Here is an 18,605-nt window from a genome sequence, read left to right as displayed (position 1 = left end):
AAAGGATTCCACCATGAGCAACTCCCTCTTCAGCCTGGCGTTTGGCGTCGGCACTCAAAACCGTCAGGGCAACTGGCTCGAAGTTTTCTATGCGCAACCCCTGCTTCGTCCAGCCGGCGAGCTGGTCGACGCGGTTGTACCGCTGCTCAATTACCAGGGCGGCAATCAGGCGATCACTATCAGCACCACACAGGCCGCACTACTGGCCGATGCAATCAAGACGATTGATCCCATTCAGCACGCGTTGCTTACCCGCCTCGCCGAAAGCCAGCGCCCGCTGGTGGTTACGCTGCTCGCCGAAGACGCCGCGCTGACCTCCACGCCGGAAGCCTACCTCAAGCTGCATCTGATCTCGCATCGACTGGTCAAGCCGCACGGCTTGAACCTCACTGGCATCTTCCCGCTGCTGCCCAATGTCGCCTGGACTAACCAGGGCGCAGTCGACCTGGCCGAACTCGCCGAACGTCAGCTGGAAGCGCGTCTGAAGGGCTACCTGCTGGAAGTCGTTTCGGTCGACAAATTCCCGAAGATGACCGACTACGTGGTTCCGGCCGGCGTCCGTATCGCCGACAGCGCACGCATCCGTCTCGGTGCCTATGTGGGTGAAGGCACTACCGTGATGCACGAAGGCTTCATCAACTTCAACGCCGGCACCGAAGGGCCGGGCATGATCGAAGGTCGCGTCTCGGCTGGCGTGTTCGTCGGCAAGGGCTCGGACCTGGGTGGCGGTTGCTCGACCATGGGCACCCTTTCCGGTGGCGGCAACATCGTGATCTCGGTCGGCGAAGGCTGCCTGATCGGCGCAAACGCAGGGATCGGTATCCCGCTGGGCGACCGCAACACCGTGGAATCCGGTCTGTACATCACAGCCGGCACCAAAGTGAACCTGCTCGATGAACAAGGCGAGCTGGTCAAGGTGGTCAAGGCGCGCGAACTGGCCGGCCAGACCGACCTGCTGTTCCGCCGTAATTCGTTGAGCGGTGCGGTCGAATGCAAGACACATAAGTCTGCAATCGAGCTGAACGAGGCGTTGCACGCGCACAACTAAGCGCAGCGTCAAACGTAGACGGGCCGGCTGCAGCCCGCCTGTCTACGCATTTCTCCATCAGGCGTCCCGTCCTGCTTTCAGGAGTATCCATGCCGCTGACATCCCCCTGGCGCGCCGACTTCCCTGCCCTGGCTATCCTTGAGTCCCAGGGTCAGACCTACCTGGACAGCGCGGCCACATCGCAGAAGCCCCAGGCACTGATCGACGCCCTGACCGGCTATTACACCTGTGGCACCGCCAACGTCCATCGCGCGCAGCACCAGCCGGCTGAGCGAGCAACCCGCGCCTTCGAAGACTCACGGATCAAGGTAGCGCGCTGGCTCAACGCCGCCTGTCCGACCGAAATCGTCTTCACCCGCGGCGCCACAGAAGCGCTGAATCTGCTGGCTTACGGCCTGGAACACCTGATTACAGCGGGTGATGAAATCGTCGTCAGCGCCCTGGAGCACCACGCCAACTTGCTGCCCTGGCAGCAGCTGGCGCGGCGCCAGGACGCGAAGCTGGTCGTATTGCCGCTCAGCGAACACGGCATCATCGATATTGAAGCGGCAGCCAGCCTGATCGGCCCACGCACCCGCCTGCTTGCCGTCAGCCAGTTATCCAATGTACTCGGGGCTTGGCAGCCGCTGGCAGAACTACTGCCACTGGCCAACGCGCAGGGCGCGCTCAGCGTAGTCGACGGTTCTCAGGGCGTAGTTCACGGTCGGCATGACATGCAGGCGCTGGACTGCGATTTCTATGTACTGTCCAGCCACAAGCTGTACGGTCCAGAAGGCGTCGGCGCGCTCTACGGCCGGGGCGAATCGCTGCTCAAACTCAGGCATTGGCAGTTCGGCGGCGAAATGGTCCGCGTTGCTGACTTCCACAGTGCAGACTTTCATGCCGCACCGCTTGGATTCGAAGCCGGCACCCCGCCCATCGGCGGGGTAATTGGCCTAGGTGCCACACTGGACTATCTCTCGAAGCTGAATGCCGAGGCCGTCGACCGTCATGAGCTGGCCCTGCACAACGCTCTGTTAACAGGTTTGGCGCAGCGACCAGGCGTGCGGCTGTTGGGTAGTCCCCAATTGGCGCTCGCAAGCTTTACCGTCGACGACATCCATCACGGTGATCTGGCCCACATCCTGACCGAACAAGGCATTGCCATACGCAGTGGCACCCACTGCGCCCAGCCTCTGATGAAGTCTCTGGGGGTCGAAGGCGCAATTCGCGTATCGCTCGGACTGTACAACGATGGCGTCGATCTGCAGCGATTCTTCGGTGCGCTGGATCAGGCACTGGCAATGCTGCGATGACCGAGCTGCCCGAAGCTGCTCAGGAAACGCTGCAGGCCTTTCAGCTGGCGGCAGGCTGGGAGCAACGTGCGCGGTTGTTGATGCAATGGGGTGATCGGCTTGAGCCCCTGAGCGACGCCGAGCGCAATGAGCTCAACCTGGTTGCCGGCTGTGACAGCAAACTCTGGCTGATTGGCGATCAGCCAGGCGATAGCTTGCACTTTCGCGGCACCAGCGAGGCCCGTCTGTTGCGCGGGCTGCTGGCCGTGTTGCTGGCTCGGGTTAATGGCCTGGATGCCGATGCACTGCTGCGGCTGGACGTAGCAGACTGGTTCGGCCAACTGGGCCTCTCTCGGCAGCTCTCGCCATCCCGGGCCAATGGGATGAACGCCGTTATCGGCAGAATGCGCGAGCTGGCGACGGCTGCCGGACCCGCGTCGAAAGGCTGAGGCCAAACTGTGGCGGTTTCAGCTCTTCGAACGCTCCGCCGGTCTCCGAGCCCCGGCGACCAGCTTGTCCACCGCCCTCGCTGCAGCGACCAAGCCGAAACTGGCAGTCACCATCATTGACGCTCCAAACCCGCCGGCGCAGTCGAGCTTTACCCCCTCGCCGACAAAGCTCTTGCTCTGGCAAACGCCGCCGTCCGGTTTGGGGTAGCGCAGCTGTTCGGTGGAGAACACACAAGGCACGCTGTAGGTCCGACCTGGCGTGCGGGAGAAGTTATAGTCGCGCCGTAATAGCGAACGCACTTTAGCCGCCAGCGGGTCGTTGAACGTTTTGTTCAGGTCGGCGACCTGGATCTGGGTGGGATCGACCTGTCCGCCAGCCCCGCCGGTCGCGATGATCTGGATCTTGCGCCGCTTGCACCAGGCGATGAGCGCGGCTTTGGCCGGTACGCTGTCGATGCAGTCGACGACGCAATCGAGCTGCTCGGTAATGTAGTCGGCCATGGTTTCGCGGGTAACGAAATCGGCCATGGCGTGAACCACGCACGCCGGATTGATTGCCCTGATCCGGGCCGCCATCTCGTCCACCTTTGGCTTGCCCACCGCCCCTTCAAGCGCATGTACCTGCCGGTTGGTGTTGGTGATGCAGACGTCATCCAGATCGAACAGGCTGATTTCTCCAACGCCGCTGCGCGCCAGCGCCTCGGCCGCCCACGAACCAACCCCGCCGATACCGACCACCGCGACATGCGCAGCCGCCAGCCGCTGCAACCCCTCGGAGCCGTACAGACGGGCGATGCCGCCGAACCGTTGATCGTCGATAGACATGGCATACCTCAAACAAGACATTCGCGGATTATAGGCCCGAGCCCTCGCCGTCCCAACCAGGCATACCGATGCGTTTTCAACCAGGCTGGTTCAGACCCGCTGCTGCCCTGCTTTTTAATTTAATATGGCGCCCTTTCCCCGCCTTACCCCGGAGCCGTGATGACCGCCGCCGCCCTCTCCCCGACCCTCCAACTTGCCTGCGAGCTGATCAATCGGCCATCGGTCACCCCGCTGGATGAGGGCTGTCAGCAGCTGATGACCGAGCGGCTCTCCGCCTGCGGCTTCGCCATCGAGTCAATGCACATCGAGGACGTCGAAAACTTCTGGGCGATTCGCGGCAACGAAGGTCCGGTCCTGTGCTTCGCCGGCCACACCGATGTGGTCCCTACCGGCCCGATACAGGCGTGGCAGAATCCGCCGTTCGCCGCGCGGATCGATGAGCATGGCATGCTCCATGGTCGCGGTGCGGCAGACATGAAAGGCAGCCTGGCGTCGATGATTGTGGCTGTAGAGCGCTTTACCGCTAAGCACCCGAACCACAATGGCCAGATCGCTTTCCTCATCACCAGCGACGAGGAAGGCCCTGCACACTACGGCACCAAGGCCGTCGTAGAACGTCTGCGGGAACGGGGCCAGCGACTGGATTGGTGCATTGTCGGCGAGCCATCGAGCACCACACTTGTCGGTGATGTGGTCAAGAACGGCCGCCGCGGCTCACTCGGCGGCACGCTTACCGTTCGCGGACGACAGGGCCATGTGGCTTATCCGCATCTTGCCAAAAACCCGATCCATCTGGCTGCGCCGGCCTTGGCTGAGCTGGCCGCCGAACACTGGGATAACGGCAACCCGTTCTTCCCGCCGACCAGCTTCCAGATCTCCAATCTGAATTCAGGCACCGGCGCGACCAACGTCATCCCCGGAACGCTGGAAGCCGTGTTCAATTTCCGTTTTTCCACCGAATCCACGGTCGAAGGATTGCAGCAACGCACCGCGGCGATTCTCGACAAGCACGGCCTGGACTGGAACGTTGACTGGGCGCTTTCAGGCCTGCCCTTTCTGACCGAACCAGGTGATCTGCTCGATGGCGTGGCTGCGGCGATCCGCAGCGTTACCGGCCGCGAGACCAAGCCCTCTACGAGCGGCGGCACCTCGGATGGGCGCTTCATCGCCACACTGGGCACCCAAGTGGTCGAGCTGGGGCCGGTAAACGCGACGATTCATCAGGTGGACGAGCATATCCTCGCCAGCGACCTCGATCTGCTCACCGAGATCTACTACCAGACCCTGGTCAACCTGCTCGCATGCTGATCTGTCCTATCTGCCACGGCGAGCTGGGTGCGGTGGAAAATGGCGTTGCCTGCCCGGCCAATCACCGGTTTGATCGAGCCCGTCAGGGCTATCTGAACCTGCTTCCGGTGCAACACAAGAACAGCCGCGATCCCGGCGACAACCAGGCTATGGTCGAGGCGAGGCGGCGCTTTCTCGATGGCGGCCACTACGCGCCGCTGGCGAAACGCCTGGCACAACTGGCGGCCGAGCGATCGCCGCGTCGCTGGCTCGATATTGGCTGTGGCGAAGGCTATTACGCGGCGCAAATAGCTCAAGCGCTGCCCGGCGCGCAAGGCTATGCGCTAGACATTTCCCGCGAAGCTGTGAAGCGCGCCTGCAAGCGCGCGCCACAGATCGACTGGCTGGTAGCAAGCATGGCCAGGGTGCCGTTGGCCGATGCCAGCTGCGATCTCTTGGCCAGCGTCTTCAGCCCGTTGGATTGGACCGAAGCACGCCGCCTGTTAGCGCCCGGCGGCGGCCTGCTGCGCATGGGGCCGACTCGCGAGCATTTATGGGAACTGCGAGGGCTGCTGTACGACGAGGTCCGTGATTACGACGACCAGAAGCATCTGTCGCTTATTCCTGAGGGTATGCATCTCGCACACAGCGAGACATTAACCTTCGAGCTGCAATTGGACGACTCGCAGGCGCGAGCCGATCTGCTGGCGATGACTCCGCACGGCTGGCGCGCCAGTGCCGAACGCCGCGCAGCGGTCATTGAGGCGCCATTGCACGTACGGGTTGCGATACGCTATGACTGGATTCAACGAGACTGATCAGAACCAACAAGCGAACGCTACCTCGACCTAAAGTCGATCCAATGCGTCTGATGTGGCCTCTGAGGCCTCAACACTTTCCATCCAACCGGCTGCATCGTCAGCCAGACAAGGCCATTCCATGCGTCAACCGGATATCGAAATCTACCTCAGGGACGCCAGCCAGGACGCCGTCACTGACTGGCTGACCCAGGCGGTCGGAACCTGCTCCCCCTGGCAGGCAAAGGGTAAAACCTTCAAGTGCAGGGCCGGCGACATTCCAGTGACCTGGCTGCCCAAGGCCGTGGGCAAGTGGCACAGCCTGCTGCTTGAAAGCGACGCCACGCCCTGGGAAGACGATATAGCCTGCGCCCGCGATGCCTATCAGGCACTCGGCGTGGAGATTCGCTGCGCACCGGGCGGTTGGCAGGAAGAAGAATCGGTGGAAGACGCCGACCGCTGGATCAGCGTCAGCGAGCGTGGTGAAGCTGAAATCGTCTGGCGCACCGACTGACCCTCAGCCCGCGCAGCGCACTCTATATCTGTGACGAGACGCAAAGCCAGCAAAGGGTTACCGAGGGCGGAAAGTGAGCGGCTCAAGCCGCTCTGACGCGCTACTCGGAGCGACCAATCTGAAAAAACTGGCCATGGCTCCACACACCTAGCCAAGCGACACCATCGATATCTCGCGGAACGGCCAGCTCCACCAACTGGTAAAACAAGTTGCGATGAATCAGCGCCTCGAGGTTTGCCCGTACATGAACGTAGGGCGCAGGCTCCTGCGTATCCGGATCCAGCTCGACCCGTATAGGGTGCTCGATTCCCGCTTCGGTTTCGTCGCCGACATTGGTGATAAAGCGCAGCACCTGGCCTTCGCCACTTCCTTCCACCACCAACTCGACAGCCACAAAAGGCGCGTCATCCACCTTGATGCCGACCTTCTCGACCGGGGTCACCAGGAAATAATCATCGCCGTCTCGCCGAATAACCGAGGAAAACAGCCGCACCATCGCTGGCCGCCCGATTGGCGTACCTTGGTAGATCCAACTCCCGTCGCGCGCGATTCGCATATCCAGATCACCGCAGAACGGCGGGTTCCACAGGTGTACCGGTGGCAGGCCTTTTTTCTCGGCCTTGGGAATCTGACTTAACAGGTTTGCAGCTTTTCCCGTATCGCTCATGTCGGCTCCTCAGCGCCCCAGGCCTATCAGGCGCCGGGCGTAATCACGCAAGGGCGGCCCCAACAAGACCTGCGGTGTCGCGTCATAAATGTTTAGCAAACCGCCGCGACTGCGAATACTGGCGGTATCGACCAGATACCGATTTCCGGTCTCGATCAGCATCAACTGAACCACGCTGGTATCGACACCTACACGATCAAGCGCGCGCTGATCGTTGAACTCGTCAAAACTGCCAATACGGTCATCGGCCGCGGCGAATCGCGAATACAACAAGTAATGGGCACCAGCAATCGCCGCCTGGTTCAATGCTTCCTCCAGCCCTACAGGTTCTGGAGCGCGCCGGACCAGCGGAAAGTAAAGGACGAAGCTCTCAAACGCCTCTTCGGCCACCACGTTCGGTCGAGGATAGGCCCCGCCTGGGGGAACGAAATGCCCCTGCGCAATGTAGATGAAGGAATCCGGCTGCAGCCGCCACGAGGCGGACCTCACCGTCTCGCTATGGTCGAGAATGCCAACATCTCGCAGTTGGAAGCGGGTTTCCTCGGCCATATCGCTGACTTTCATGCAGCCGCTCAGCATGAGCACGGCCACGATAAGGCTGAACACTTTCATCATTTGCACCAGTCCTGACGGAAATCCGACGTTCGGCAAAGCAATGCAGCAAACACGCCAGTTCGCAGGAATGTGTCTCAGAGCCCCCGCTGCCACTCTTGGCGCAGCGGTGCACGCTCCGGTGATTCAATGGCCTGACGGACCTGAGCCAACAGGGCGGGTTTGTCCTGACCGAGAACGCCCTTGAGAACCAGGTAATTCGAAGCATGGTCACTGCGGAATACGGTGTCCTCGAGTTCCAGCGACTCCAGCAGGGTCTGGATCTCGACAAACAGTGCCTGACGGTCAAGCACCTGGAAATCCGCAAATCCTTCGCGAAAGCGCGCCTCGCCACCGGGGAAGCTGACGACAAGCGTAGACAGGTACTCAGGTTGCGCCTGGTTCATCAAGCGGGCCGAATTCACTGCATGCTGCTCGCTGAGGGCCTTTCCGCCCAGGCCGTTGAGGATCATCACCGAGCGGGTGATTCCAGCCTGTCGCAACTTATCCAATGCGCTAAGCGTCGACTCGTAGGTCTCACCTTTATTGACCCGCGCCAACACCTCGTCGTCGCCGGATTCAGCGCCTATATAAGCCATTTTGAGACCGGCATCGGCAAGCTCCTTGAGCTCGTCGACCGACTTCTTGCGAAGGTTACGCGGCAGGCAGTAGCTCGACACGCGCTCGACGTCGAGCATGTGCTTCCGGATTTGCTCGAGAATAGTCAGCAGTCGGCGAGTCGGTAGTACCAGCGCATCCCCATCAGCTAAAAACACGCGCTGAACGATCAGTCGTTCGCCACATCGCCTGATCTCTTCGAGCACCTGCTCTTCATCACGAGCACGGAATTTCTTCTGCGGCTGAACATACATCTCGCAGAAGGTGCAGCGATTCCAGGAGCATCCATTGGTAACAGGCAAGATCAGCGAATGCGCTTCGCTTGGCGGCCGGAACACCGGCTCGATGTAGCTGATGGGAAATGTGCTCATCGGATGTACCCGCCTCGCCAGCTAGCCATTGCCGCTGGTCCAAGTTGCTAGTCGCGCTTGCGCTTGTTGCCCATACGCACGCCGATATCCATGAGGAACTGGAAAAAACCTTCCTGATCCTCAAGAACATTGCTCCAGAATGGCGAGTGATACAGCGCAACAGCTCCATGTACCAGAGCCCAGGCTGCGCAATAGTGGAAGTAAGGCGGCACATCTTCCAGCTTGCCTTCGGCGATGCGACCTTTGATCAACTGGGTCAGGTGCTCGAAGTTGGAGGCACGGATACGATGAAGCTCCTCGACCATGTCCGGCACCTGATTGCCCTTGACTACCTTTTCCTCGAGCCGGTCAAACAGGCGATAACGCTGGGGATCGCCCATGCGAAACTCAAAATAAGCGCGCGACAGCGCTTCCTTGTCCTGATCGAGACTTGGCGAATGGAGCAGCTCATTCAGATCTCGCTCGTAGTCGAGCATCAGCCGAAGGTAGATTTCAGCCTTCGATTTGAAGTGCTTGTAGATGGTGCCTTTGCCGATGCCAACCCTGTCGGCGATCATCTCGACAGTGACGCTGTCTTCACCTTGTTCGAGGAACAGCTGGAGCGCCGTATCGAGAATCTCTTGTTCGCGACGGCGAAATTCGCGGACCTTGCGGGATTCATTTTGCATAAGAGGCTGCGGAGTGAAAAATCGAAGCAGATGATTATGCCTGTTTAGTCAGAAAATGCACGGAACATTGCCTATGAGTACATTGAATGACGAATTTCCCCAAATCGAAGGCTTACGGTACCTAAATCACGCGGCTGTGGCGCCCTGGCCACGTCGAGCGAGCGATGCGGTAATCAAATTTGCCGAGCAGAACAGCACGGTTGGCGCGCGCGATTATCCTCAATGGCTGGCGGTCGAAACCCGCTTGCGAGATCGTCTGGCCAGACTTCTCAACGCACCCAGCCCAGCGGACATTGCGTTGGTCAAGAACACCTCGGAAGCACTTTCTTTCGTGGCCTTTGGGCTGGATTGGAAAGCAGGAGACCAGGTCGTCATAAGCGACGAGGAGTTCCCCTCCAATCGTGTGGTTTGGGAGGCGCTGCAACCGCAAGGAGTTGAGGTCATCCAGGTCAGTCTCAAGGGCAAAGATCCCGAAGGCGATCTGCTCGCGGCCTGTGGACCGAACGTGCGGCTACTGGCGATCAGTGCGGTGCAGTACGCAAGTGGACTACGGCTTGATCTGGCACGACTCGGTCAAGGCTGCGAACAACGAGGGGTACTGCTGTGCATCGATGCAATACAACAGCTGGGCGCGCTGCCATTCGATGTTCAGCAGTATCGATGCGCGTTCGCCATGGCGGACGGGCACAAATGGCTATTGGGGCCCGAGGGCCTGGGGGTGTTCTATTGCCGTAGCGACTTGCGCGGTCAGCTCAAGCTTCACGAATACGGCTGGCATATGCTCGAGCACGCCGGTGATTATGACCGCAGCGACTGGCAGCCAGCATCCAGCGCTCAGCGCTTCGAGTGCGGCAGCCCAAACCTGCTTGGCGCCATGGCATTGGACGCAAGCTTATCTCTGCTGGAAGAAGTAGGAATGGTTGCAGTGGGCCAGGCGCTGGCCGAACGCATTGAGCATCTTCAGCGCGAGCTGGAGGCCATGCCGGGTGTCGCGCTGTTGAGCCCAATCAATCTAGGCCGACGGGCAGGCATCCTGACGTTCCGGATTGACGGGCTGGACAACCCGACGCTTTTTCAACGCCTCAAACAAGAGCAGGTCGTCTGTGCGCTCCGGGGCGGAGGGATCAGGCTGTCACCGCATTTCTACACGCGAGCAGAGGTCATCGAGCAAACTTTGGCAGTCATTCACCGGCTGCTCGTAAAGTGAGCGATCAGCCTGATCGTGACTATTCCAAATCCGTTTAAAAAGGGCCGTATTCGCCCAGCAAGGTTAACGATCCGGACCAATACTTCAATCACTGGCCGCGCAATCCCCCCAATGCTCGGCCAGCTGAGGGAGCGAGGAACGTGACCTCATACTCCTAATGGTCTTGACCCGGCTCCTCGTGACGCCGGGTTTTTTTTGCCTGGGTGTCAGGCTTCACTATGCGCTGCACGCCGGCTCGAAAGCCTCAACCGGAAGCACATCCAGATAAACAGCACCCAGAATGGCATGGCTATGATGGACGTTCGCAGACCTGGCATCGACAGCATGATGGCGGCAATCAATGCCACAAACGCCAGGCACAGGTAATTGCTGAATGGATACCAGAAGGCCTTAAAGGAAGGCTCGATACCCTGCGCTTTCATCGCCTTGCGAAACTTCAGGTGAGCAAGGCTGATCATTGCCCAGTTGATCAACAGCGCCGCAACCACCAGCGACATGAGCAATTCGAGTGCTGTTTGCGGCAGCAGGTAGTTGACCAGCACGCAGAGCATGGTGACCAGCGCCGAAAGTGCGATCGCCAGCACCGGCACGCCACGGCGATTGACCATCATCAGCACCTTTGGCGCATCGCCCTGCTCTGCCAACCCGTACAGCATGCGACTGTTGCAGTACACGCCGCTGTTATAGACCGAGAGGGCAGCCGTCAGCACCACGAAGTTAAGGATGTGCGCCGCAGTGTCGCTGCCTATCAGTGAAAAGATCTGCACGAACGGGCTGCCGCTGTAAGGGTCACCGGCCGAGCCCAGCGTTTCCAGCAAGCTGTCCCACGGATAAAGCGCCAGCAGAACGCTGAGGGCGCCGATGTAGAAAATCAGAATCCGGTAAACAACCTGATTGATGGCTTTTGGAATGACCGTCTTCGGGTCCGATGCTTCGGCTGCGGTAATCCCCACCAACTCCAAGCCGCCGAAGGAAAACATGATAATGGCCAACGCCATGACCATCCCGCTGATGCCATTGGGGAAGAATCCGCCGTGGCTCCAGAGGTTGCTGAAGCCGGCCTGCCCGCCACCTGCGCCGCTCAGCAGCAAGTACAGGCCCAGCGCAATCATGCCAACGATGGCGCCAACCTTGACGATGGCAAACCAGAACTCAGTCTCGCCAAAGGTCTTCACATTGACCAGATTGATCAGGTTGATCAGCACGAAAAACACTGCAGCGGTGGCCCAAGTCGGCACCTCCGGCCACCAGAACTGAACGTACTTGCCTACCGCCGTCAACTCGGCCATTCCCACAAGCACGTAAAGCACCCAGTAGTTCCAACCGGACAGAAAGCCCGCGTAGGGCGCCCAGTATTTGTGCGCGAAATGACTGAAGGACCCAGCAACCGGCTCCTCGACGATCATTTCACCAAGCTGACGCATGATAAGGAACGCGATCATCCCGCCGATGGCATAACCCAGAATCATCGAAGGCCCAGCGCTGCGCAGCACGCCAGCCGAGCCAAGGAAGAGCCCCGTTCCGATAGCCCCGCCGAGCGCGATCAGCTGGATATGCCGGTTTTTCAGGCCGCGCTGAAGCGGCCCAGTGTGCAGCGCATCGCTGGACATGGCGTCACCTTGTTTGGTCTGTGACGAAGAAAAGACGAGACTGACGGCCGGCCATGCATGAGCGTTAAGCCAACCGTCGCATCCTAATGCCGGCAGCCGGCGTGTGCGTGAAGCGGCGCGGATTGTACACCGCATCTGCAGAGAAGGCCCGCCACGCACGCCGGTTTGCAAGCTGCCGCGGCGCGCTTCAGCTCTTGACGCGAGCCAAGGGAAACAGCCGCTTGAAATTTTCCGTAGTTTGCGCCGCCAGCGCCTCGAAACCGACACCGCGCTGCTCAGCAAGGTACTCGGCGACTTCCCGCACATACTGCGGCAGGTTCGGCTTACCGCGATAAGGGACGGGGGCGAGATAGGGCGAATCCGTTTCAACCAGCAGACGATCCGCAGGGACACGGCGGGCCACATCGCGGAGCGCTTCGGCATTGCGGAACGTCACGATGCCCGATAGCGAAATATAGAACCCGAGATCCAGGGCGGACTTGGCCATGTCCCAGTCTTCGGTGAAGCAATGCAGCACGCCAGCCTGCGGCAACGACGCTTCGCGAAGCAGCGCCAGTGTGTCGGCGCGAGCCGCACGGGTGTGGACGATGACGGGTTTACCGCAGACCTGTGCGGCTTCGAGATGCAGGCGGAACGACTGTTGCTGCAGCTCGGCGGCTTCGGGCTCGTAATGATAATCGAGCCCGGTTTCCCCGATTGCGACTACGCCGGGCGCGGCAAGCTCCTCCAGTAACCAGCCCAGCGCAGGTTCGGCACCAGGCTCGAGGTCCAGCGGGTGTACGCCCACCGAACAGTCGACGTCTGCATAGCGCTGCGAGAGCGCTTTGACCGCCGCCGTGTTTTCGGCGCTGACACCAATGCAGAGGAAATGCCCAACACCCCGTTGACGCGCTGCATCGAGCGCTGCATCAAGGGAGCCGTCGTGCGAGGCCAGATCGAGGCGATCTAGGTGACAATGCGAGTCGATCAGCATGGAAACTACCCGAACCTAAACGCGCCATTGTAGAGCAAGCACCTGCTCATTCGCAGCCAGGTTCGTCAGGCCAAGGTAGCTCAAGCAAAAACAGCAAAGTCCAGAAGGAGGCGAAGTGAAACGGGCAGCCGTCCGTTATCAACTTACATGGTGTGCGTTGGTCGGTCGGACTTCATCGCGCCGGCCAGGTAGGTTTCGATCTTGTTGCGCGCTGTCGAGTCGCCTTCATTGAATTGCACACCAACGCCCGCCGCCCGGTTGCCTTGAGCACCCTTGGGCGTAATCCAAACGACCTTGCCGGCGACTGGGATTTTTTCAGGCTCATCCATCAGGCTCAGCAGCATGAACACCTCGTCGCCGAGCTTGTAGCTTTTGTTGGTGGGAATGAATAATCCGCCATGCTTGATGAACGGCATGAACGCGGCATAGAGCACTGACTTGTCCTTGATGGTCAGGGACAGAATGCCGTTACGCGGACCAAGGTTTGCAGGCAGGCTCATGCAGTATTCCTAACAACAGTTCCGATGGATTCTAGCTTGGCCCGGGCAAGCTTGCCCACTGCACCAGAAGCGCTTCGAGAAGCAAGACACGGTTAAGGTTGGCTTTGCCTAACACTTTCTGCCGGTGGGCAAGCAGCCAATCCTGAAACGTCAGCAGCCGGTCAGGTGAAGATTTCTCCGCCAGGTATTGAACCACCTTCTGCATATCGGCCGTGCCAAGACCACTTTCATCGCCGGTCATCTGAAAACGCAAAATCAGATGTGCCCACTCGCAAAACCAGTCGAATAACAGAATCAACGAATGCGGGTTCCAGGCTTCAGCAAGCTGACTGGGCGAATGCTGCCGTTTGAGCAGCTTCTTCACCCCGTCGACCACCTGCACCCGCATATCAAGTACACCAGCACTGTGCAGCTTAAGCGCTGCCAGGGGTGAGTTCGCAGACAACGCAAGTAGCTCTTCTCGCTGCGCGGGCGATACATCAGGAAGCTTGGCCGCCAGCCAATCAAGGCTCTGCTGGCGCTTCGGTAATGGACAGCTTTGCTGCACGCAGCGACTCTTGATCGTTGGCAGCAAGCGGCTGGGTTGGTGGCTGATAAGCAACAGAACGGTATCGCCTGCTGGCTCTTCAAGACTCTTCAGCAGCGCGTTGGCAGCGTTCAGGTTCATCGCTTCGGCCGGCTCGAGCAGCACGACCTTGCGCCCGCCTAACTGAGCCGTCTGGGTAACGAACCCTACCAGCTGCCGAACCTGATCGACCCGGATAGCCTTGTCGACCTCCTCGGGCTCCAGGATGTAGTGGTCTGGGTGGGTATGAGCGGCCAGTAACAGACAGCCTTTGCAGCTTCCACAGGCGACCTGCGTTGACGGTCGCTGACACAGCAAAAGCGCCATAAGCTGTTCGGCTAGCGCACGCTTGCCGATGCCCGCAGGTCCATGTAGCAAATATGCATGAGCATGCTGTTGACGACCGGCCAGCAGATGCCAGAGATCAGCTTGCCAGGGAAGAATGCCGTCAGCCACGGGCACGTTCCAACACCTCAGGCAAAAGCCTGTCCAGCGCCTCTTGCACCGCCGACAGAGACAGGCCCGCGTCGACAATGCGGTAGCGCTGCCGGTCTTGCCCCGCCCGACGGAGATAGGTGTTGCGCACGGCCTCGAAAAATCCGAGCCCCTCTTGTTCAAACCGATCGAGGCGGCCACGCGCAGCGGCCCGGCTTAGACCGACCTCTACAGGCAAGTCGAAAACTAGCGTCAGGTCTGGGCGCATCTCGCCCTGTACGAAACTTTCAAGCTGTTCGATGCGCTGAGTAGAGAGCCCACGCCCACCACCCTGATAAGCGTAGGTGGCATCGGTAAAGCGGTCGCAAAGCACCACAGCGCCACGCTCAAGCGCGGGGCGGATGACCTGAGCAAGATGCTGGGCGCGCGCAGCAAAAACCAGCAAAAGCTCCGCATCACTGTTCATTGGCTCGTCGGCAGGCGCCAACAGCAGCTCACGAATGGACTCCGCCAATGGCGTACCTCCAGGCTCTCGTGTCAAGACGACATCAAGACCGTGGCCGCGCAAGCGCTGGGCGAGGTACTCGCGGTTGGTGCTCTTGCCCGCACCCTCCGGCCCTTCCAACGTAATAAAGAGTCCTGTCACTGGGCATTCTCGATCGGCGCCGGGCTTTGCCGGGGCGGTGGGCTGGAGCGGTAGTCTGATCGGCGCTTGAGTTGATACTCACGCACCGCGCGGTTGTGCTCGCTCAAGGAATTGCTGAAGACATGACTGCCATCCCCCCGCGCGACGAAGTAGAGGCTTTTTCCTTCAACTGGATGCAGAGCTGCGTGAATCGCTTCGCGGCCAACCATAGCGATCGGCGTCGGTGGTAGGCCGCTAATGGTATAGGTGTTGTAGGGAGTCGGCCGACGCAAATCACTGCGGGTGATGCGGCCCTTATACTTTTCGCCCATGCCATAGATCACCGTCGGATCAGTCTGCAGCAGCATGCCCTGCTCAAGCCGACGAACGAAAACGCCGGCGATCTCGCCGCGCTCTGAAGGGACGCCGGTTTCTTTTTCAATAATGGAAGCCATGATCAGCGCCTCGTAGGCGTCTTGATAGGGCAAGCCTTCACTACGCTGTTGCCATTCTTCAGCCAGCACTGTCTCCAGCCGCGAATGGGCGCGCTGAAGCAGCTCAAGATCGGAAACACCGCGTGTAAAGCTATAGGTGTCTGGAAAAAAACGCCCCTCGGGGTGCGAGCCCTCTTGACCGAGGCGCTCCATGACCTTCTCATCCGACTGGCCAGCTATCGTCTGCTGAACCGTAGACAACGCCTCCAACGCGGCCCGCACCTGACGAAAGTTCCATCCTTCGACGATGGTCAAGGTGTGCTGCACCACCTCGCCTCGTTGCCATAGCCCAATCATGTCGCGGGCAGTCATCTCAGGGCGCAACTGATACTCGCCGCTGTGCAAGGTATGGCCGGAAAGTTTCAGCCGCCAATGCAGCCTCAACCAAAACGAGTCGCCCAATATGCCGTCTCGCTCCAACCGCAGAAACAAGCCACTGGGCGTATCGCCGGGCTGGACCTCGAGCGCTTGCGCTTCATCAATCTGAAGTGGTTGTCCCAACGCGGCCTGCAGCTTCCAAAAGACCACGCCGAGCACCAGCGCAGCGACCAGCGAGGCGCCAATTAGCGCATAAGACAGTTTTCGAATCACGTATTGCTCGACAGATCATTCACCAAGCATTGAAGTTTACGTGTGACAGGCCCCACCGGCCATACACTGGCGTCCAATTGGCGCACAGGCCAGATACCGTACAGACTGTTACACATAAAAACCTCGTCTGCACGATGTAGCTGATCGAGCGAAAGATCGCCGATGTGGGTTGATACGCCAGCTTGCTGCGCGCGCTCCAGCACTTCTTCGCGCATGACCCCCGCCACACCGCAACGCTCGAGGGACGGAGTCATCAACCTGTCTGAATCGACGATAAACAGGTTACTGAACACGCCTTCGATAACCCGCCCGGAGCTGTCGCGCATCAAGCCTTCAGCGAATACCGAATCCTGCCACTCGGCGCGGGCCAGCACCTGCTCCAGACGGTTCAGGTGCTTCAGCCCGGCCAGAATCGGCTGCTCGGCAAGACGGGTCGTACAGGGGAAAAGGCGCACGCCCTGTTCGGCATGTGCATTCGGGTAATCAGGCAGGGGTGATCCGGTTAGAACGATTCGGGGCCGGCAAGGAATGGGGGGAGCGTAGCCTCTCCTGCCCTCCCCTCGGCTGACAATGAGCTTAGCTACACCCCTCCCAAGCTCGGCACAGAAAGCGCTGAGATTATTGTTCAAGAGGTCGATATCACAGGGAATAGCCAGACGCTGACAGCCACGCGTCAGTCGCTGTAAATGCCTATCTAACAGCTCGGGCTGGCCGCCCACCACCTTGATCGTCTCAAACAAACCGTCGCCGTACGCAAGCCCTCGATCATGAATGGGCAGCCCTTCAGCCGGCTGCCCGTCCACCCAGCTCAACTTCACTCGGCGAACCGGCGGAACACCAGCGATCCATTGGTGCCGCCAAAACCAAAGGAGTTAGAGACTGCGATATCGATTGTCCGCGGTTTGGCCTCGTGCGGAACGAAATCGAGGTCGCATCCCTCGCCAGGCTCATCAAGGTTGATCGTCGGTGGCGCTACCTGATCGCGGATAGCAAGCACGCTGAAAATCGCCTCAACAGCGCCAGCCGCGCCAAGCAGATGACCGACCATTGACTTGGTCGAGCTCACCGACAGGTCGTATGCGTGATCGCCGAATACCGTTCTGATCGCAGCGGCTTCGGCCTTGTCGCCGGCCGGTGTTGAGGTGCCATGAGCGTTAATGTAGTCAACCTGAGCTGGGTCGACCCGTGCGTCCACAATCGCGTTACGGATGCAGCGTGCAGCACCCGCGCCATCGTCAGGGGGCGAAGTCATGTGAAATGCATCCGCGCTCATGCCGAAACCAATCACCTCGGCATAGATCCTTGCCCCGCGAGCCTTGGCATGCTCAAGCTCCTCCAATACCAGCGCGCCTGAACCGTCGGACAACACAAAGCCATCCCGGTCCTTGTCCCATGGGCGGCTAGCTGAAGCCGGATCTTCATTACGCGTAGACAATGCGCGCGCCGCCGCGAACCCGCCGATGCCAAGTCCGCTGGCCGCCATTTCCGAGCCACCGGCAATCATCACATCAGCTTCGCCATAAGCGATGTTGCGCGCGGCCATGCCGATGCAATGCGTACCCGTAGTACAAGCCGTAGCGATGGCGTAATTAGGGCCCTGCAGGCCCAGATGGATCGACAGAAAACCCGACACCATGTTGATGATCGAGCCTGGCACAAAAAAGGGCGAGATTCGGCGAGGCCCTTGTTCGATCAACGCCTTGCAGCTGTTCTCGATATTGGTCAGGCCACCGATGCCTGAGCCCATCGCGACGCCGACGCGCTCGCGATTGGCATCGGTAATTTCCAGTCCGGAGTCACGTACCGCCTGGAAACTGGCCGCCAATCCGTACTGGATGAAAAGGTCGAGCTTACGAGCCTCTTTTGCAGGCAGGTATTGCTCGACATCGAAATTTTTGACTGATCCACCAAAGCGAGTGGAATAGGCGGCAAGGTCCATATGCTCTATCAGGCCGATACCACTGCGGCCGGCGAGAATCCCCTGCCAGCTGCTTGGCACATCGTTACCCAGCGGCGATAGCATGCCCATACCGGTAATTACGACGCGTCTACGCGACACAGCAATTCTCCTTGCATTCATTCGACTCGCCCTGTTCCGCTAGCATCTGCGAGGACAGAGAGTCGCCTTCACAGATGTCGGCCATAGGCACGACCCACTGCATTCAGCTAACTCAAACAAAAGCCGCACTGCCCATTGAAGGCAGTGCGGCTTACTGGTTCGAAGCAGGACTACGACTTACTGCGCGTGCGCGTTGATGTAGTCGATAGCTTCTTGAACAGTGGTGATCTTCTCGGCTTGCTCGTCCGGGATTTCGGTCTCGAATTCCTCTTCCAGAGCCATCACCAGCTCAACGGTATCAAGGGAGTCGGCACCCAGGTCTTCGACGAAGGAAGCGCTGTTGGTAACTTCCTCTTCCTTGACGCCAAGTTGCTCGGCAACGATTTTCTTGACGCGTTCTTCGATGGTGCTCATACCTTGTTTTCACTCCTATGGAA

At 59.7% G+C, this 18,605-nt stretch carries 21 protein-coding genes; 7 read left to right on the top strand and 14 right to left on the bottom strand.

Annotated features, from left to right (window positions below; all coding sequences use genetic code 11):
* The first annotated feature begins 13 nt into the window (after nt 1-13).
* The 3 genes from dapD to ACSSNI_RS10300 all read left to right on the top strand — a co-directional run bounded on the left by dapD (nt 14) and on the right by ACSSNI_RS10300 (nt 2,771).
* A complete protein-coding gene (dapD, locus tag ACSSNI_RS10310; protein WP_102834788.1) occupies nt 14-1,048 on the top strand; it encodes a 2,3,4,5-tetrahydropyridine-2,6-dicarboxylate N-succinyltransferase in 1,035 nt (344 codons plus the stop codon).
* A gap of 89 nt (nt 1,049-1,137) precedes the next feature.
* On the top strand, nt 1,138-2,343 hold the full coding sequence (locus ACSSNI_RS10305; protein ID WP_200637772.1) for an aminotransferase class V-fold PLP-dependent enzyme: 1,206 nt from the start codon (nt 1,138-1,140) through the stop codon (nt 2,341-2,343).
* Nucleotides 2,340-2,771 (top strand): SufE family protein, encoded by a 432-nt coding sequence (locus ACSSNI_RS10300; protein WP_200637771.1) that lies wholly within the window; start codon nt 2,340-2,342, stop codon nt 2,769-2,771. Before ACSSNI_RS10305 ends, ACSSNI_RS10300 begins: the two co-directional genes overlap by 4 nt.
* Before the next feature lie 18 nt (nt 2,772-2,789).
* Here ACSSNI_RS10300 and tcdA read toward each other — a convergent pair whose 3' ends face one another.
* A complete protein-coding gene (gene tcdA, locus ACSSNI_RS10295; RefSeq protein WP_200637770.1) occupies nt 2,790-3,596 on the bottom strand; it encodes a tRNA cyclic N6-threonylcarbamoyladenosine(37) synthase TcdA in 807 nt (268 codons plus the stop codon).
* A gap of 159 nt (nt 3,597-3,755) precedes the next feature.
* On the opposite strand from tcdA, the gene dapE reads away from it, so the two are divergent.
* The 3 genes from dapE to ACSSNI_RS10280 all read left to right on the top strand — a co-directional run bounded on the left by dapE (nt 3,756) and on the right by ACSSNI_RS10280 (nt 6,194).
* Complete coding sequence (gene dapE, locus ACSSNI_RS10290) at nt 3,756-4,904, top strand: succinyl-diaminopimelate desuccinylase (RefSeq protein WP_200637769.1); 1,149 nt, start codon at nt 3,756-3,758, stop codon at nt 4,902-4,904.
* A complete protein-coding gene (locus ACSSNI_RS10285; protein WP_200637768.1) occupies nt 4,898-5,701 on the top strand; it encodes a putative RNA methyltransferase in 804 nt (267 codons plus the stop codon). The genes dapE and ACSSNI_RS10285 overlap by 7 nt, the downstream gene beginning before the upstream one ends.
* Before the next feature lie 121 nt (nt 5,702-5,822).
* Entirely contained in the window at nt 5,823-6,194 is a 372-nt protein-coding gene (locus tag ACSSNI_RS10280) for a hypothetical protein (RefSeq protein WP_200637767.1), read from the top strand.
* Between the two features lie 100 nt (nt 6,195-6,294).
* Here ACSSNI_RS10280 and ACSSNI_RS10275 read toward each other — a convergent pair whose 3' ends face one another.
* The 4 genes from ACSSNI_RS10275 to ACSSNI_RS10260 all read right to left on the bottom strand — a co-directional run bounded on the left by ACSSNI_RS10275 (nt 6,295) and on the right by ACSSNI_RS10260 (nt 9,109).
* Entirely contained in the window at nt 6,295-6,861 is a 567-nt protein-coding gene (locus ACSSNI_RS10275; RefSeq protein WP_200637766.1) for a DUF1285 domain-containing protein, read from the bottom strand.
* Nucleotides 6,862-6,870: 9 nt separating this feature from the next.
* Nucleotides 6,871-7,476, bottom strand: coding sequence for a DUF4823 domain-containing protein (locus ACSSNI_RS10270; RefSeq protein ID WP_200637764.1), 606 nt, complete (start codon nt 7,474-7,476; stop codon nt 6,871-6,873).
* A 74-nt stretch (nt 7,477-7,550) separates the two neighbouring features.
* On the bottom strand, nt 7,551-8,441 hold the full coding sequence (locus tag ACSSNI_RS10265; protein ID WP_200637761.1) for a radical SAM protein: 891 nt from the start codon (nt 8,439-8,441) through the stop codon (nt 7,551-7,553).
* A 47-nt stretch (nt 8,442-8,488) separates the two neighbouring features.
* Complete coding sequence (locus ACSSNI_RS10260; protein ID WP_019342493.1) at nt 8,489-9,109, bottom strand: TetR/AcrR family transcriptional regulator; 621 nt, start codon at nt 9,107-9,109, stop codon at nt 8,489-8,491.
* A gap of 73 nt (nt 9,110-9,182) precedes the next feature.
* Here ACSSNI_RS10260 and ACSSNI_RS10255 point away from each other — a divergent pair, with 73 nt between their 5' ends.
* Complete coding sequence (locus ACSSNI_RS10255; RefSeq protein WP_200637759.1) at nt 9,183-10,316, top strand: aminotransferase class V-fold PLP-dependent enzyme; 1,134 nt, start codon at nt 9,183-9,185, stop codon at nt 10,314-10,316.
* Nucleotides 10,317-10,522: 206 nt separating this feature from the next.
* Here the strand turns inward: ACSSNI_RS10255 and ACSSNI_RS10250 are convergent, their stop codons facing one another.
* From ACSSNI_RS10250 to acpP, 9 genes are all read right to left on the bottom strand, one after another.
* Entirely contained in the window at nt 10,523-11,926 is a 1,404-nt protein-coding gene (locus tag ACSSNI_RS10250; protein WP_200637757.1) for an amino acid permease, read from the bottom strand.
* A gap of 187 nt (nt 11,927-12,113) precedes the next feature.
* Nucleotides 12,114-12,899: a TatD family hydrolase gene (locus ACSSNI_RS10245; protein ID WP_200637754.1), complete on the bottom strand. Its 786-nt coding sequence runs from the start codon at nt 12,897-12,899 to the stop codon at nt 12,114-12,116.
* Nucleotides 12,900-13,042: 143 nt separating this feature from the next.
* Nucleotides 13,043-13,399, bottom strand: a complete 357-nt coding sequence (locus ACSSNI_RS10240; protein ID WP_019342489.1) for a PilZ domain-containing protein — start codon at nt 13,397-13,399, stop codon at nt 13,043-13,045.
* A 31-nt stretch (nt 13,400-13,430) separates the two neighbouring features.
* Nucleotides 13,431-14,420, bottom strand: a complete 990-nt coding sequence (locus ACSSNI_RS10235; protein WP_200638178.1) for a DNA polymerase III subunit delta' — start codon at nt 14,418-14,420, stop codon at nt 13,431-13,433.
* Entirely contained in the window at nt 14,413-15,045 is a 633-nt protein-coding gene (tmk, locus tag ACSSNI_RS10230; protein ID WP_200637752.1) for a dTMP kinase, read from the bottom strand. Before tmk ends, ACSSNI_RS10235 begins: the two co-directional genes overlap by 8 nt.
* Nucleotides 15,042-16,109 (bottom strand): endolytic transglycosylase MltG, encoded by a 1,068-nt coding sequence (mltG, locus tag ACSSNI_RS10225; RefSeq protein WP_200637750.1) that lies wholly within the window; start codon nt 16,107-16,109, stop codon nt 15,042-15,044. The genes tmk and mltG overlap by 4 nt, the downstream gene beginning before the upstream one ends.
* Nucleotides 16,106-16,921, bottom strand: a complete 816-nt coding sequence (gene pabC / locus ACSSNI_RS10220; RefSeq protein ID WP_200637748.1) for an aminodeoxychorismate lyase — start codon at nt 16,919-16,921, stop codon at nt 16,106-16,108. Before pabC ends, mltG begins: the two co-directional genes overlap by 4 nt.
* A gap of 2 nt (nt 16,922-16,923) precedes the next feature.
* Nucleotides 16,924-18,168 carry a beta-ketoacyl-ACP synthase II gene (gene fabF, locus ACSSNI_RS10215; protein WP_342405107.1) on the bottom strand — a complete coding sequence of 415 codons (1,245 nt, stop codon included), beginning with the start codon at nt 18,166-18,168 and terminating at the stop codon, nt 16,924-16,926.
* Nucleotides 18,169-18,345: 177 nt separating this feature from the next.
* Nucleotides 18,346-18,582 (bottom strand): acyl carrier protein, encoded by a 237-nt coding sequence (gene acpP, locus ACSSNI_RS10210; RefSeq protein WP_003283670.1) that lies wholly within the window; start codon nt 18,580-18,582, stop codon nt 18,346-18,348.
* Between the last annotated feature and the right edge of the window lie 23 nt (nt 18,583-18,605).

The organism is Stutzerimonas tianxiuensis (genome assembly GCF_053470365.1).
The sequence above is the reverse complement of the archived record's forward strand: the minus strand, read 5'-3'. Positions and strand labels throughout refer to the sequence as shown.

Excerpts from the sequence above, each read along its gene's own strand:
- ACSSNI_RS10250 (WP_200637757.1), bottom strand. The coding sequence starts at position 11,926 with ATGTCCAGCGATGCGCTGCACACTGGGCCGCTTCAGCGCGGCCTGAAA.
- ACSSNI_RS10265 (WP_200637761.1), bottom strand. The coding sequence starts at position 8,441 with ATGAGCACATTTCCCATCAGCTACATCGAGCCGGTGTTCCGGCCGCCA.
- ACSSNI_RS10280 (WP_200637767.1), top strand. The coding sequence starts at position 5,823 with ATGCGTCAACCGGATATCGAAATCTACCTCAGGGACGCCAGCCAGGAC.
- ACSSNI_RS10275 (WP_200637766.1), bottom strand. The coding sequence starts at position 6,861 with ATGAGCGATACGGGAAAAGCTGCAAACCTGTTAAGTCAGATTCCCAAG.
- ACSSNI_RS10255 (WP_200637759.1), top strand. The coding sequence starts at position 9,183 with ATGAGTACATTGAATGACGAATTTCCCCAAATCGAAGGCTTACGGTAC.
- ACSSNI_RS10245 (WP_200637754.1), bottom strand. The coding sequence starts at position 12,899 with ATGCTGATCGACTCGCATTGTCACCTAGATCGCCTCGATCTGGCCTCG.
- ACSSNI_RS10305 (WP_200637772.1), top strand. The coding sequence starts at position 1,138 with ATGCCGCTGACATCCCCCTGGCGCGCCGACTTCCCTGCCCTGGCTATC.
- ACSSNI_RS10240 (WP_019342489.1), bottom strand. The coding sequence starts at position 13,399 with ATGAGCCTGCCTGCAAACCTTGGTCCGCGTAACGGCATTCTGTCCCTG.
- dapD (WP_102834788.1), top strand. The coding sequence starts at position 14 with ATGAGCAACTCCCTCTTCAGCCTGGCGTTTGGCGTCGGCACTCAAAAC.
- ACSSNI_RS10260 (WP_019342493.1), bottom strand. The coding sequence starts at position 9,109 with ATGCAAAATGAATCCCGCAAGGTCCGCGAATTTCGCCGTCGCGAACAA.
- ACSSNI_RS10285 (WP_200637768.1), top strand. The coding sequence starts at position 4,898 with ATGCTGATCTGTCCTATCTGCCACGGCGAGCTGGGTGCGGTGGAAAAT.
- ACSSNI_RS10270 (WP_200637764.1), bottom strand. The coding sequence starts at position 7,476 with ATGATGAAAGTGTTCAGCCTTATCGTGGCCGTGCTCATGCTGAGCGGC.
- ACSSNI_RS10300 (WP_200637771.1), top strand. The coding sequence starts at position 2,340 with ATGACCGAGCTGCCCGAAGCTGCTCAGGAAACGCTGCAGGCCTTTCAG.
- acpP (WP_003283670.1), bottom strand. The coding sequence starts at position 18,582 with ATGAGCACCATCGAAGAACGCGTCAAGAAAATCGTTGCCGAGCAACTT.
- dapE (WP_200637769.1), top strand. The coding sequence starts at position 3,756 with ATGACCGCCGCCGCCCTCTCCCCGACCCTCCAACTTGCCTGCGAGCTG.
- tcdA (WP_200637770.1), bottom strand. The coding sequence starts at position 3,596 with ATGTCTATCGACGATCAACGGTTCGGCGGCATCGCCCGTCTGTACGGC.